General features: G+C 36.6%; 14 protein-coding genes and 1 pseudogene. 13 read left to right on the top strand and 2 right to left on the bottom strand.

Features of this window, described 5'->3' with window-relative positions:
* The first annotated feature begins 316 nt into the window (after positions 1-316).
* From ACFJIZ_RS22845 to recN, 13 genes and pseudogenes are all read left to right on the top strand, one after another.
* Positions 317-577 (top strand): hypothetical protein, encoded by a 261-nt coding sequence (locus tag ACFJIZ_RS22845; RefSeq protein ID WP_379089503.1) that lies wholly within the window; start codon positions 317-319, stop codon positions 575-577.
* Positions 578-858: 281 nt separating this feature from the next.
* On the top strand, positions 859-1,794 hold the full coding sequence (locus ACFJIZ_RS22840; RefSeq protein WP_379089501.1) for an outer membrane protein assembly factor BamD: 936 nt from the start codon (positions 859-861) through the stop codon (positions 1,792-1,794).
* Complete coding sequence (locus tag ACFJIZ_RS22835) at positions 1,794-2,120, top strand: DNA-directed RNA polymerase subunit omega (protein ID WP_379089499.1); 327 nt, start codon at positions 1,794-1,796, stop codon at positions 2,118-2,120. Before ACFJIZ_RS22840 ends, ACFJIZ_RS22835 begins: the two co-directional genes overlap by 1 nt.
* Positions 2,121-2,165: 45 nt before the next feature.
* Positions 2,166-3,361, top strand: a pseudogene (gene coaBC / locus ACFJIZ_RS22830) (bifunctional phosphopantothenoylcysteine decarboxylase/phosphopantothenate--cysteine ligase CoaBC).
* Between the two features lie 36 nt (positions 3,362-3,397).
* Positions 3,398-4,237, top strand: coding sequence for a DUF4835 family protein (locus ACFJIZ_RS22825; protein WP_379089497.1), 840 nt, complete (start codon positions 3,398-3,400; stop codon positions 4,235-4,237).
* Between the two features lie 236 nt (positions 4,238-4,473).
* Entirely contained in the window at positions 4,474-4,851 is a 378-nt protein-coding gene (locus ACFJIZ_RS22820; RefSeq protein ID WP_379089495.1) for a BlaI/MecI/CopY family transcriptional regulator, read from the top strand.
* 12 nt (positions 4,852-4,863) lie between these two features.
* Complete coding sequence (locus tag ACFJIZ_RS22815) at positions 4,864-6,870, top strand: M56 family metallopeptidase (protein WP_379089493.1); 2,007 nt, start codon at positions 4,864-4,866, stop codon at positions 6,868-6,870.
* A gap of 311 nt (positions 6,871-7,181) precedes the next feature.
* Positions 7,182-8,078, top strand: a complete 897-nt coding sequence (locus ACFJIZ_RS22810) for a hypothetical protein (RefSeq protein WP_379089491.1) — start codon at positions 7,182-7,184, stop codon at positions 8,076-8,078.
* 46 nt (positions 8,079-8,124) lie between these two features.
* Positions 8,125-9,432: an alpha/beta fold hydrolase gene (locus tag ACFJIZ_RS22805; protein ID WP_379089489.1), complete on the top strand. Its 1,308-nt coding sequence runs from the start codon at positions 8,125-8,127 to the stop codon at positions 9,430-9,432.
* Between the two features lie 142 nt (positions 9,433-9,574).
* Positions 9,575-9,946 (top strand): DUF4369 domain-containing protein, encoded by a 372-nt coding sequence (locus ACFJIZ_RS22800; RefSeq protein WP_379089488.1) that lies wholly within the window; start codon positions 9,575-9,577, stop codon positions 9,944-9,946.
* Between the two features lie 4 nt (positions 9,947-9,950).
* A complete protein-coding gene (locus tag ACFJIZ_RS22795) occupies positions 9,951-10,562 on the top strand; it encodes a TlpA family protein disulfide reductase (RefSeq protein ID WP_379089486.1) in 612 nt (203 codons plus the stop codon).
* Positions 10,559-10,708, top strand: coding sequence for a TlpA family protein disulfide reductase (locus ACFJIZ_RS22790; RefSeq protein ID WP_379089484.1), 150 nt, complete (start codon positions 10,559-10,561; stop codon positions 10,706-10,708). The genes ACFJIZ_RS22795 and ACFJIZ_RS22790 overlap by 4 nt, the downstream gene beginning before the upstream one ends.
* Before the next feature lie 77 nt (positions 10,709-10,785).
* On the top strand, positions 10,786-12,444 hold the full coding sequence (gene recN, locus ACFJIZ_RS22785; RefSeq protein WP_379089482.1) for a DNA repair protein RecN: 1,659 nt from the start codon (positions 10,786-10,788) through the stop codon (positions 12,442-12,444).
* Between the two features lie 54 nt (positions 12,445-12,498).
* On the opposite strand, the gene ACFJIZ_RS22780 is transcribed toward recN, so the two are convergent.
* Both ACFJIZ_RS22780 and ACFJIZ_RS22775 read right to left on the bottom strand, forming a co-directional pair.
* Positions 12,499-13,191, bottom strand: a complete 693-nt coding sequence (locus tag ACFJIZ_RS22780) for a hypothetical protein (protein ID WP_379089480.1) — start codon at positions 13,189-13,191, stop codon at positions 12,499-12,501.
* 30 nt (positions 13,192-13,221) lie between these two features.
* Complete coding sequence (locus ACFJIZ_RS22775) at positions 13,222-14,541, bottom strand: OmpA family protein (RefSeq protein ID WP_379089478.1); 1,320 nt, start codon at positions 14,539-14,541, stop codon at positions 13,222-13,224.
* Positions 14,542-14,618: the final 77 nt, after the last annotated feature.

The raw sequence follows: 14,618 nt of genomic DNA, 5'->3' as shown, positions 1-14,618 counted from the left end.
CAACCTTTTTATACAACAGAACACCTAACCCAATGGAACACAACCAGAAAAAGTTTGAAATAAAACACGAAGCATTATAAATATGCCCTTCTGGCTGTTTGTTCATGGTAAAATATCATCCTGACTCGACACCTTCACACTATTATATATACAGAACAATCTAACCATCATTCCTAATCTATATAAGTATATAAAGCTTATTATATAATAGACATACCATATATATACTACAAGTGATCATTTTCATCAGTTCACAGCATCCAACTCTATTATTTAATCATTATATTAGTATATCCTAAAAACTAAAAAAATAAAGATGATGAAAAAATCAAATCAAATCCAAAACCTAGTTGAAAAGAAAGAAGGCTTAAGCAGGGCGCAAATGAAAAACATAATAGGTGGTGTAGAATCCATCCCAGTAATAGGCGAACCAGGAAATGGTTATTATTTCTTATGTCAATGCTTAAACAATGGCAAATCATTTTCAGCCGATTCTTTTGCTGGTTATGCTATGATGCTCAATGATGTTTGTGGCATGCCTGATGCACCTACGGTATGCGCTACTGTAGCTTGCTAATTTATAGTTTACTTATATAACTATATAGTATAACGAGGTCGGTCACTTCCAACCAAAAACACCGACCTCGTTTAAACCTATACCCTCTCTATATTATCTAATATCAAGGCGGGATAAGAATTAGGCCTACCATCAACACAAGTTAGCGCTAGTTGTATCAAACTGCGAATAGTATTTTATGTTAAAAATTGTTAAGTGTTTGATGGGATGAAAGGCTTTATCTAGCTTAGCGGTAATTATTTTTAATTGACGTTATCGTATTATTACCTTATCTTTGCACAATGTTTAAAATTAAACACCTAATTATTTTAAGTTTTACCATCGTTTTACTTGGCTTAGCGGGCTGTAAAAGCCGTTTTGAAAAAATACGCCTAAGCAACGATGTGCGTAAAAAGTACGAAGAGGCAATGAGGCTTTATAATAAGAAAGACTACAGCAAGGCCTTGGTTTTATTTGAAGGATTGGCACAACGCTATAGAGGTTTGGAGGATGCTGAAGACCTTAACTATTATTATGCTTTTACGCTTTACCGTTTAAAGGACTATACTACGGCAAGATATAAGTTTAAAGAATTTGCTGATACCTACCCTAACAGTAAGAATGCTGAAGAATGTAGATATTATGGCGCTTATTGTTACTACCTGGATTCTCCAAAGTCTTCTTTAGATCAAGAGAACACCTATAAAGCAATTGATGCCCTACAACTATTCATCAACTTCTATCCAAAAAGTGAAAGGGCTGTACAAGCTGCACAATATATTGCCAACCTACGCGATAAACTAGAAACCAAGGCTTTTGACAATGCGAAGTTGTTTTACACCTTGGGGGGATACGATGTGAGTTACTATAAATCGGCTGTAGTTGCGTTAAAAAATGCACAGATTGAGTTTCCAGACATCAAGTATGCTGAGGAAATGGACCTGTTGATTGTGAAATCGCAATACATGTATGCCAAAAACAGTTATCCGTACAGACAGGAAGACCGTTTTAACGAGGCAATCGGTTATTATAATGAATATACAGAGGCCCATCCAAATGGCAAGTTTGCTAAAGAAGCCAAACAACTAAAGGATGATAGTGAAAGTGGAATTAAAGCTGCTCAGAAACTATTAGCAGATGAAGCCGCTTATATAGCTAAATACAATGCGCTTAATAAGAAGAGCGAAAAACAAAAAGATAGTATTAAAAAAGAAGAGATTAAAACCCCAATAAAATAATGAATACACCAAAACCCGCCATACCAAATACTACGGTAACGAGAAATGTACATGATTTAGATCAATCTACTGGTAACATTTATGAGTCTTTAGTGATAATTTCAAAAAGGGCAAATCAGATTTCTAACAACATGAAAGAAGAGCTTCATGGCAAACTGGCCGAGTTCGCTTCATCTAACGATAACTTGGAAGAGATTTTTGAGAACAGAGAACAAATTGAGATCAGCAAGCATTATGAGCGTATGCCTAAGCCAAGCTTAATTGCCATTGATGAGTTTTTGAATGATAAAATTTATCATAGAAATCCATCAAAAGAACAAAAATAAGCGAAAGCTTTGCTTAACTTGCACCTTGTAATTATACAAAGGTAAATGCTTAGCAAAAAAAACATTATTCTTGGCGTTTGCGGCAGTATTGCGGCATATAAATCGGCCCTCTTGGTAAGATCTTTATCAAGGCTGGCGCAAACGTTAAGGTTATTCTCACCGCTGATGCCAGTAATTTCATTACGCCATTAACATTAGCAACCCTCTCTAAAAATCCTGTTTACACCCAATATTTCGAGGCCGAAACCGGCGTATGGAGCAACCATGTAGAGCTTGGTCTTTGGGCCGATTATATGGTAATTGCCCCCGCTTCTGCAAATACGATTGGTAAAATGGCCAATGGCCTTTGCGACAATCTGCTTACTGCTGTTTACCTTTCTGCAAAATGCCCTGTCTTTTTTGCGCCTGCAATGGACCTTGACATGTGGAAGCATGAAAGTACACAAGACAATATCGAACGCCTAAAGGGTTTTGGAAATACAGTAATTGCACCAAACAAAGGCGAATTGGCCAGTGGGCTATTTGGTGAAGGCCGCATGGCGGAACCTGATGAAATTGTTGCTTTTTTAACGCAAGAAATAAAAAAAGGCTTACCTCTACTTGGGAAAAAGGTTCTGGTTACCGCTGGACCAACCTACGAGGCCATTGATCCTGTCCGTTTTATTGGCAACCATTCTTCTGGTAAAATGGGTTTTGCCATTGCCGAAGAGTTTGTAAGGCTAGGAGCTGACGTGACATTAATTACAGGCCCAACGGCTGAAAAAACTACAGCCAGCCTGCAACGAATTGACGTAGTAAGTGCCAATGATATGTTGCTGGCCTGTACCCAACATTTCGCTGACAGCCAAATTACCGTAATGAGTGCTGCAGTTGCCGACTATACCCCTATTGAAGTTGCTGATCAGAAAATAAAAAAGAACGCTGAAGATTTTAGCATCCAATTAAAAAAGACAACAGATATCCTGGCCAGTTTGGGCAAAGTTAAAAAGGAAGGACAGTTATTGATTGGTTTTGCATTAGAAACAGAGCAAGAAGAGGTTTATGCCAAAGCAAAACTGCAGAAGAAGAACTTAGACCTTATTGTACTGAACTCATTAAATGATAAGGGTGCAGGCTTTAAAACGGATACCAATAAAATCACTATATTTAACAGCGCTTTTGAGAAAACAAGCTTTGAAACCAAATCTAAAACAGCGGTAGCCAAAGATATCTGCGCAGAAATAATCAAGTTATTGAGCTGATCCAACCTTTAGCTTTAAACTACAAACGGTATACTGATGAAAAAATTTACGTGTCTCTTCTTCTTATTGTGGGTATCCAGCTATTTTGTAAATGCGCAAGAGTTAAATGCCCGAGTACAATTATTGGCACCAAATATTTCCAACATCAACAAGAAAAACCTTGAGGTATTGCAAAATACCATGCGGGATTTTCTGAACAACAATAAATGGACCAGCGAAACTTATCTCCCGCAAGAACGGATAGAATGTAATTTCGTCATCACTGTTACTGGCTGGGATGGCAGTTCTGCCTATAGTGCAGAAGCGCAGATCCAATCGAGCAGACCGGTTTATGGTAGCTCGTATTACAGTACATTACTTAACATGAGTGACAAAGATTTCAACTTTAACTATAATGATGGCCAATCTTTGGATTTCTCCGACCAGAATTTCATTACCAATTTAAGCTCTTTACTCGGTTATTATGCCTACACTATTATTGGTTTAGACAAAGATAGCTTTAGCAAGCTGGGTGGAACATCCTACTATGCCAGGGCACAGAATGTGTTAAATGTAGCACAAACGGCTGGTAATAAAGGTTGGAAAGCTTTTGATGGCCTACGTAACCGCTATTGGTTAAATGAGAATCTTTTGAACAACAGCTTTAAGGAATTGCGGGTTTTTATCTACGATTACCATTTAAACGGGCTTGACGTATTGCAGGACAATGTGACCAATGGCACCAAAAAGATCATTACCATGTTAACTGCGCTACAACAAATGGATAAACAAAAGCTGGGTTCTATCTTCCCCAATGTCTATTTTGCCAGCAAAGCTGAAGAAATTACAAACGTATTGGCAACTGCAGATCCACAAGATCGGAATCAAAGCTTATAACCTCCTGAGCGAAATCGATCCAGCAAATATCAACAAGTACGAAGGATTGAAGAAAAAATGATTACTGTATTTTAAGCTGAAAGCATAAGCCACAAAGCTGAAAGCAGTATGTATTAAAGCCATAGCGTACTAAAAAACCCCTCTTTTTATTTTTTTTGTTAAAATTTTGTTAAAATGTTTTGATTATACGAATACATTCGTACATTTGAATACGAAAAAATTCGTAGTGTAACAAAATGAGCAATACCAACATCAAACCAACAGAAGGCGAAATGGAGATCTTACAGGTGCTTTGGCAACAAGGTAACTGTACAGTTCGCGAGGTGCATGAGGCCTTGAATAAAAAAGATGCAGGCTATACCACCACGTTAAAATTAATGCAGATCATGCATGAGAAAGGGTTAGTTGATCGTGATACCAGTGCCAAAACGCATATTTATAGGGCATTGATCAACCAAGAAAAAACCCAACAACAGTTGGTCAACAAAATGATCGACAATGTATTTAATGGCTCTGCGGCCAGATTGGTCATGCAGGCTTTAGGCAATAAAAGTGCAAGCAAAGAAGAGATTGATTTGATTAAGGAATATTTAGACAAACTTGAAAACAAATAAACTATGGAAGCCATGGTAAACAATTTGATCACAGCTATTGGATGGAGCATACTTCATTCATTATGGCAAGGCGCAATCATCTATGCAATTTTATTTATTGTGCTAATGGCCTGGCCAAAAATGAGCGCCAGATTGAAACATAACCTTGCATTTGGTTCGCTGTTCCTCATATTTGCCAGCTTCTGTTTTACCTTTTTTTCAGTTTTTAAAATACCTGTTTCGTCCAGTACGGCAACAAATCTAATCATCAATCAAGAAGCTTTTCTAGAATTATCCAGGTTAAGCAATAGCATCAACCTTAAAACCGAAGCTTATTTCCCATTGGTTGTATCCATCTATAGTATCGGTATCCTTATCCAATTGATCGTATTATTGTCTGGCTATCTCAAGTTAAAGAAATTAAAAAGTGTCGGTATCATCGCCGTTCCTACTGAATGGAAAGCGATTTTTGAATTGACCATTACCCAATTAAAGATCAACAAAACAGTTAAATTTTACCTTTCGCCAAAAGTTAACGTGCCTTTAGTGATTGGTTTCTTTAAACCTGTGGTGTTATTTCCAATTGCCCTAGCTACGCAATTGGATGCCAAACAAGTAGAAGCAATCTTGATCCACGAATTGTCACACATTCGTCGCAACGATTACCTCATCAACCTTGTTAAAACCTGTATAGAAACATTATTGTTCTTCAATCCATTTGTATGGTTGACCACCAAATTCATACATATTGAAAGAGAACATGCCTGCGATGACTTGGTGGTTAATTTCACAGGCACTCCTGTTACCTATGCACATGCCCTATTAAAATTAGAATTATTAAAAGACAAACAATCACCAGTACTGTCTCTTGCAGCTACAGGTAACAATCAACATTTGTACCAACGTATTAAAAGAATAACCGATATGAAAACGAATTATATCAATGCTAAGCAACAGTTCTTCATCTTAAGCTTAGCCATTGCCACTGTAATCTCATTGGCATGGATGAACCCAGAAAAAAAACCACAGATCAAAGCCAAAAAACCTAATAACTTGGCCTCTGCAAAACCACTTGCCAGCGAGGGGAAAGGAATGAATGAACACTTTACCGTTAAAGCTGATACTGATAGCACGAAGAGAAAACAACAGTATATCATTAGAAATAATGGCAAACAGATCATCTACAACTCTATTGATGAAATGCCAGATAGCTTAAGGAAACATTTCCTGGCCATAGAAAAGAAATTCAATTCTAAAGAATGGAAAGACAAAATGGCTAAGATTGAGTTCAACGGCAAAGAATTGGAGAAAAAATTTAACTCTCCTGAATGGAAAGAAAAGATGGCTGCTATTGAAAGAAACGGTCAAGAACTCGAAAAGAAATTCAATTCTCCAGAATGGAAGGATAAAATGGCCAAAATTGAGTTCAACAGTAAAGAATTGGAGAAAAAATTTAACTCTCCTGAATGGAAAGAAAAGATGGCCGCTATTGAAAGAAACGGTCAAGAACTCGAAAAAAAATTCAATTCTCCAGAATGGAAAGACAAAATGGCCAAAATTGAGTTCAACAGTAAACAGCTAGAGAAAAAATTTAACTCTCCTGAATGGAAAGAAAAGATGGCCGCTATTGAAAGAAACGGTCAGGAACTCGAAAAGAAATTCAATTCTAAGGAATGGAAAGACAAAATGGCCAAAATTGAGTTCGACAGTAAAGAACTAGAGAAAAAGTTCAATTCTCCAGAATGGAAGGACAAAATGGCTAGGATTGAAAAAAACAGCCAAGAATTAGAAAAGAAATTCAATTCTCCAGCGTGGAAAGAAAAAATGGCTAAAATAGAATTCAACAGTAAGGAACTAGAAAAAAAGTTCAATTCTAAAGAATGGAAAGAAAAAGTTGAAGAAATGAGAAGACTTCAAGATTCTCCAGAATATCAAGAATTAAGAAAAAAATATGAAAATGATGTTGAAGAACTAAAAAAGAAAAAAGGAATCAAAAGTGATAAAACCTTTCTACTATTGGATGGAAATACTGAGTCTTAAAAGCGTTTCTTCCATCTAAAGGAGCCCCCCTTAAAGTTTTTAATACCAAAAGCGAGGAATTTCAAGCCTTAAAATTGATGACCAAATCTGAAGCTTCAGATTTCCAATTTAAAAACTTAAATGGACTGGGCGTCATTACCAATAAATAAACCACACAGATAAACAATTAAGGGTAGGATTTAATTTTCTTACCCTTTTTTATTTTCATCAAGCTTCCTCGCATCATCAGCTACGAAATTTTTATCCATTATTTCTGGGTGTCCTGCCCTGCTTATATAAATAGCGCTTGTCAAATCTCTAATCCAATCCTCATGTTCAAAAGAGCAATTCTTGTACAGCTTATTTTCATAACAATTTTAATTTTTAAAGCACAAGCACAAAAAGACCATGCATTCAGTTATAAAGATTTTGAAAATGAGGTCCTAAAATACAAACCTGAAAAAAGTGATCAGGTAACTCAACAGAAGTTTGATTATGGTGTAATGATCTTAAATGAAACGGCTAAAAGTGTAAAAAATAATCCTATCAATTTTAACCTTGCCGATTATTTTAACATTTTAACTGCCTTTGCCACATTAAAAGAAAGTGATGCAAATATCAAATTGGCATTTGAAAAATTTAAAAATGCCCCTGGTAGCTGCGAGTATTTTATCATGTTCGAAAAAAACATCAATGAAAGCCCGATTTACGAACCGATCAAAAACCTATTCAATACACATTTAGCACTGTGTAAATCTGGAACAATGACTATTCTATTCGATATAGAAGATTATGCAAGAAAGAATAAACTAAATCTCAATCTGGTTAAGCTTATCCATGCCATTGAATTGGCCGATCAGAAATTCAGAACTTCGAAAGATCTGAATAAACAAAAAACCCTAGACCTTAAAAATCAGAAACAGATTGATTCGCTTTATCAAAATTATCATACTTACATCGGCAAATCATTGGTTGGCGAAAAATTAGCAGGAACCATGTTTCTGGTGATCCAACATTCCAATTTAGAAATGATGGAAAAGTATTTACCCGTGATCCAAAAAGCAGTTCAAGAAAAAGAAATACCTTTAGCTGCATTAAAAATGCTGATCGACAGGGTATATGGGCTAAAATATGGTTATCAGATTTTTGGAAGTCAAACCGGATTTGGGTTTGCTAATGCTGATGAAAAGACAAGATTAGCCATTAAAAAGAAATACGGAATCGATTAATCAAGCAGAAATAACAAAAGCCTTAACAAAATACCACAGCATTACCATGATCAAAAAATTACTCTTTTTATTGTTACTCCTAACTACATCTAAAAGTTTTGCCCAAAACAGGGTATTCTCTAACCAGTTCTATTTTCTGAGCGAGCTCCCTATTGAAAAAAATATCGGTAAGAAATTTCGTTATACAATAGATTTAAAATCAGTACCAAATGATTCGATCAGTAATATTTCTATAAGAACAATGCAGATTGGGAAAGATAGATACGATTTTATCCAATCAAATGGTTACAAGAAAAATCATCTTGATACACTATGGCACACTGCTACCATCGAGTCGACTATCAATGCCAAAGCCAAAAAAATATGGCTGTATGTACTCCAAGAAGGCAATGGAAACTTCTATGCAGACAATATGAAACTTGAAATACAGGAACCTGATGGTTCTTGGTCTACCTTACCTATTGAGAATGGAAATTTTGAACTGAATGATAAAAATCCGCTCAAAAACTTTATCAAGAATAAAGAACTGCCAAAAGGCACAACGGTAAGTCTAACTCCGCTCAATGCAAAAAATGGCAAATCGCTCTTGATCAAAGCAAATGGTGGTACATCTTCTTTCGTAACCTATTATGGGAACAACAACAAAACTGGCAATTTCTGTACCATCAACAACACCAAAATCTACTACGAAACTTATGGAAGTGGAGAACCTTTACTATTGTTGCATGGCAATGGACAATCTATTGCCGCATTTTCGAAACAAATTCCTGCCTTATCCGCAAAATATAAAGTTATTGCCGTAGATACCAGAGCACAGGGCAAAAGCAAGGATAACACTACAGAAAAGTTTACTTATGACCTATTTGCAGATGATATGAAAACATTGTTGGATTCGCTCCATTTAAAAAATGTGAATGTATTGGGTTGGAGTGATGGCGGAAATACGGCGCTGATCATGGCGATCAAATATCCAACTTATGTAAACAAGGTAATGGTAATGGGCGCTAACCTTAATCCTAGTACAGCTGCCGTTGATGAAAGCATTTTGAAACAGACAAACCGCGACATCGTTAAATTAGAAAAAGACAAGAGTGTAGATGCGAAAACAATGGTAAAATTGCTAAAAATGGTTTTAACGGAGCCAAACATCAACCTTGATGACCTTGGCAAAATCAGCTCAAGAGTATTGGTAATGGCTGGCGAAAAAGACCTGATCAAAGCAGAACATACCAAATTAATTGCAGCCCGGATCAGAGGTGCCAAACTGCTAATCTTTAAAGGAGAAACACATTTTGTTCCAGAAGAAAACCCCACCAAATTTAATGAGGCAATACTTGAGTTTTTAAATGAATAATCTGTTCCGGACAAAATATTAACACTAATTAACACCAATTCGTACTCGTTAATACCCTGAATTATAGCAGCAAGCTACTTTTATCGCAACAAAAAAGCATTCCTTGCTTAAGCAAAAAAGTACACCTTAAACTATAATCAAAATGAAAAAGATAACCATCTTCTTGTCCCTCTTTTTATTTGCTATTGCAGCAAATGCCCAACAGTATACCATTAAAGCTGAACTTACTGGTTTTGAAGAACACACTAAATTCTATTTAAAAGACAACACAACCGACCAAAATATTGATAGTGCCATACTTGTAAATGGAAAATTTACACTAAAGGGAAAAATTTCAAGTGTCAAAGCTTTTTGGCTTTATACCAGCACCAAAGAGGCACTTTATTTTACCAATCTGTTAATGGGTGCTGATGAAGTTAGCATTAAGGCTGATGCCAAAGACTTTCCTTGGTATGTTAAAATCAAAGGATCCTCCAAGTCAGGATGTAGCAAATATCTTAGTTCAAGACACTAAAGCTATGTGGAAAGCTAGAGATAGCATTACGAAAATACTGATGCCATTGGTATTTGGTAAACAAAGTGATAGCATACGACTAATTACTGCCCCTATGAGTAAACAGGTAGCGAAATTAGACAGTACCAGAGAAGCCATTACTGATCAATTTATTGCAAAATACTATAATTCTCATGCAGGTTTGCAACAGTTGTATTATAAAAGAGCGCAGTATAAAAAAGAGCAACTAGAAAAGATGTTGCAAGCTGTTGACCTAAAATTTAAAAATGGGTTATTTGGTACTCGATTAACCAATTATATCAAAGTTGGCAACACCTTAAAAAAAGGTGATGAATACCATGATTTTGAGGCCAAAGACCTCAGCGGTAAAAAATATACCTTATCTTCTTTTAAAGGCAAATACATTTTGTTGGATTTTACAGAAACCTATTGTGGTCCTTGTATCCTAGCCACAGAAGACCTTAAAAAACTGAATAATAAATATATAGACCGATTACAGATTGTTACTTTTTATGTAGAATCAAATCAAAAGATAGTACAGCAAGGTTTGGATAAGATCAACCCAAGTGGCCAAGTATTTGGGATGGGAAGGGCTCAGACAGTGAGATTGCCATGAAATATGGGATAAATAGCTACCCTACTTTTGTATTGATCGATCCAAATGGCAAAATCGTATCTCGTTTTTCTGGCTTTGGTAAGGATGATGATGGCAAAGGAAGTTTGGAAAAGGAAATTGAGCATGTACTCGAAAAAACTAAATAACCATATCTTCCATCTCATAATAAAAGCTCATCGATTTTTGATATCGATGAGCTTTTATGCTAATTTAGCACTTGGATATGCTACAAAAACTTTCTATACGCAACTATGCTTTAATTGACAGCCTGGACATTGAATTTGATCAAGGGCTGAATATCATTACTGGTGAAACTGGCGCCGGAAAATCTATTATTTTAGGGGCGCTTTCTTTGATCTTGGGTCAACGGGCAGAAAGCAAATACTTTTTCAATCAAGATAAAAAATGTGTAATAGAAGGTGCTTTTTTATTGGCTGACGATAAACTCAAAACTGTTTTTGAAGCCAATGACTTAGATTTTTTCAAGGAAAGTATTTTACGTAGAGAAATATCCATGGATGGTAAATCGAGGTCTTTCATCAATGATACGCCCGTTAATTTAGCTATTCTTAAGCTGATCGGCGAACAACTGATCGATATCCATTCTCAACAGGCTACCCAAGAGATCAATGATGCCAATTTTCAGTTGTTGATTGTTGATGCATTAGCTAATCATACCCAGTTACTGAGTGATTACAGGACGGGTTTTAAACAATTGAAACAAGAACAGCTCCGATTAAAAGAAATGATCGATAAAGCTGATGAAGCTCGTAGCAAACAAGATTATGAGCAGTTTTTGTTCAACGAATTGGAACAGGCTACGCTAAAGATAGGTGAACAGGAAGAACTGGAGCAGGAGTTGGAAAAACTGACCCATGCCGAAACCATTAAAAGAAATCTACTGACGGCAACAAACCTACTTTCAGAAAATGAGGCTTCTGCCCTAACCCAACTCAAAGAAGCTGGACTTCAATTAAGTGGGGTAGAGAAATTTGATCCAGCAATCGTTGCGCTGCACGATAGGTTACGTTCGAGCATTATTGAAATCAAGGATATTACTCAAGAAATCACGGCCATAGAGGAAGATACCCTACACAATGCAGAGCGATTGACATTTATACAAGAACGCCTGGATATTTTTTATAGCCTACAGCAAAAACATCGTGTGGCCAATAATGAAGGGCTATTGGCGATCCAACAACAGCTCGAACACAATCTTAACCAACTGCTTTCTTCCGACGAACATATCGAACAGTTAAAGAAAACGATAGAAGTACTACATTCTTCGCTAAGCCAAAAGGCTCAAGAATTAAGTACGAATAGAAAAAAGGCCATCCAATTGGTAGAGACTGAAACCAGTAAAACACTTCAACAAGTGGGGATGCCAAATGCTAAAATCATTTTGAACCAACAGCTACTGACACAATTAAACAAAGATGGTTTGGATGAAATTACCTTACTATTTACGGCTAACGCGGGACAAGCACCTGCGCCGGTAAATAAGGTAGCATCTGGGGGTGAGCTGTCAAGACTAATGCTGGCCATCAAAGCTTTATTGGCCAAATACACTTCATTACCTACTTTAATATTTGATGAAATCGATACTGGCATTTCTGGAGAAACTGCTTTAAAAGTTGGTCAGGTAATTGCAGAGTTAGGCAAAAACATGCAGATTTTATCCATTACGCATTTACCACAAATTGCTGCTAAAGGTAATTCCCATTATTTTGTCTATAAAAATGAAACGGGTAATAAAACAACCACGGGTATCCGTAAGCTTAGTGCAGAGGATAGAGTGGGCGCAATTGCGGAAATGTTAAGTGGAAAAAATCCTGGAGCTTCTGCCCTACAAAATGCAAAAGAATTATTGCAATCAACATAAAAACCCTCTCCTCGGTTCGTGTCGACACGAACCAAGGTTTGGATTTAAATTATATCAATCAATGCTATCAAGCAAGGTTGTACTCATTAATTTCCCATTTTTATTGGACACTTCAGACTTCACATACAAGCCTAATTTTGCAGCATACCACTCCGTTATTTTCATGTTGATCAGGATGGAAATCCCAAACGTGGTGGTTTTAAGTTCTGCATTGTAAGTGATCTTAAAACAGTCGTACGTACCAGCGGGTGTAGTTATACTTTCTATACCTTCTACTTTTCTATTGATGATTTTAAAACCAATATCTGCCATTTTTTGTGAGTCGTTAAACATCTGCATGTTAAAATCTCCATCTGGTAGCTCTTGACCAGTTTGCATCTTAGTTGGATAATTCAAATAAGAAACATCGGCTTTTGCAGTCATTCCTTTAAACTGTGAAGCATTAGCACTTGGCATAAAATTTCTCATGTCAATTTTCAAACTATTGCCGTCACAGATCATTTCAGCTTCGGCAGTACTTAGTTCCTTCCCTTTATCATCAAATACCTGCGAACTTACTGTTGCCTTATGACCAGATTTGGCCTTTACACTATAGACCATTTTTGTAACCAGTTTTCCTTTGGGGTTGATTGAACTATATTTTACCACTTTACCGTTGGTCATGTAGATAAAATTTTTGCAGTCTTGTGCCAAGGCCGAAGAGAAGAAAGCCAAACACGTAAATAAAATTAAAATATACTTTTTCATTTCTAAATAGATCAATAATTCGATAATAAACTATAGTTTGATAAACTCTACCCTTCTATTATTGGCCTTTCCTACAGCGGTTGTATTTACATCGCTAGGTTGGGTTTCTCCTTTTCCCTCCGCTGTTAAGTGATCTTCATTTACATTAAAATCTTTCACCAAAGCTGTTTTAATGGCCATTGCCCTTTGTTCAGACAATTGTAGGTTTTTAGCATTGTCTCCATCACTATCGGTATGGCCAACAATCTTTACCTTTAACTGGGGATTATCGTTTAAAACCGCAGCAATTTCTTTTAATACACCTGCAGATTGAGGTTTAATTACCGCAGGTCCAGAATCGAATAAAATGCCACGGGTTACCAATTTGCCTTCGGTCAACAATTTGTTGCGCATATCTGGTTTGCCTATGGCATAGCGCAAATTGCTGATGTACATTTTAGTGGTTTCAGAATCGCCTTCGTCTTGTACAAAAGTCCCAAAGCGTAGGTAATAGTTTGGCTCAACGGCCAATGCCTGTGGAAGGTCAAATACCTTTTTCTCATCAAAATAGATCTTCACACGTTGCTGCTGCCTTACCATCGAAACGTGGATTGGTTTTTTGGCATTCAATTTTGCAAATTGGCCAGCTGATTCGGTCAGTGTTTCTCCTTTGAGGTAACTCCTTGCATTGATTGCTCTATCTTTGGGAGCCATTTCGAAAGAAATGCCACTATTTGATGGCATATATGCCTTTTCTGACGCCGCAGCTAATTTTGCCGAAGAAAGTATCTCTATATAAAACCTTTGGTACCAATTTGATTCTGGATTAAAAGTTACCACCATATCAAAATCTACAGTGCAGTTATCAGGCATCTTGGCCGTATATTGAGGAGAGAAAAATGCATCAGCCCCACTCAGTTGTACCCAATTAAAATCAGTGCCATTTACCTTTACAATTTCTGCTCCACCTGTACTGTTCCATTTAGCGGGCAGGTCTCCAAGGGCATCTTGCTTAAAGTCGTCAAACGCCAAAATCTTGTCGCCAGGTACGAAGTCAAATTTGTTATAGGTAGAAAAAGAAGGTTCATCTTGTCCATTAACCTCTGCATCTTTAGTCTTTTTATTTTGAGCCTTATCTGTAGTTTCTGTTGCTTTATCTTTTTTCTTAAAGAGACCGCCAATACCTTTTTCTAATTTATCCAAGCCTTTGTCAATGGTTTCATCCACCTTTCTGTCTGCTTTATTAGTGGCTGCTGTTTTGGCTTTTTCCTTTACATCTATCTTCTGTGCATACAAATTGGTAACGCCGATCAAACAGCTGACAAAAAGAAAAAGAGCTGAAAATTTTTGAAGTTTGAATATTGTTTTCATGAGCTAATTTTTAATAAGTGAATATAATTCTCTTGGTAAGCCAATCATGGTGATTATCGATGAACGATACGTAATGA

Source organism: Pedobacter sp. UC225_65 (genome assembly GCF_042698365.1).
Taxonomy (GTDB): domain Bacteria; phylum Bacteroidota; class Bacteroidia; order Sphingobacteriales; family Sphingobacteriaceae; genus Pedobacter.
Note: the sequence above shows the minus strand (reverse complement) of the source record. Positions and strands in the feature narration are given on the sequence as shown.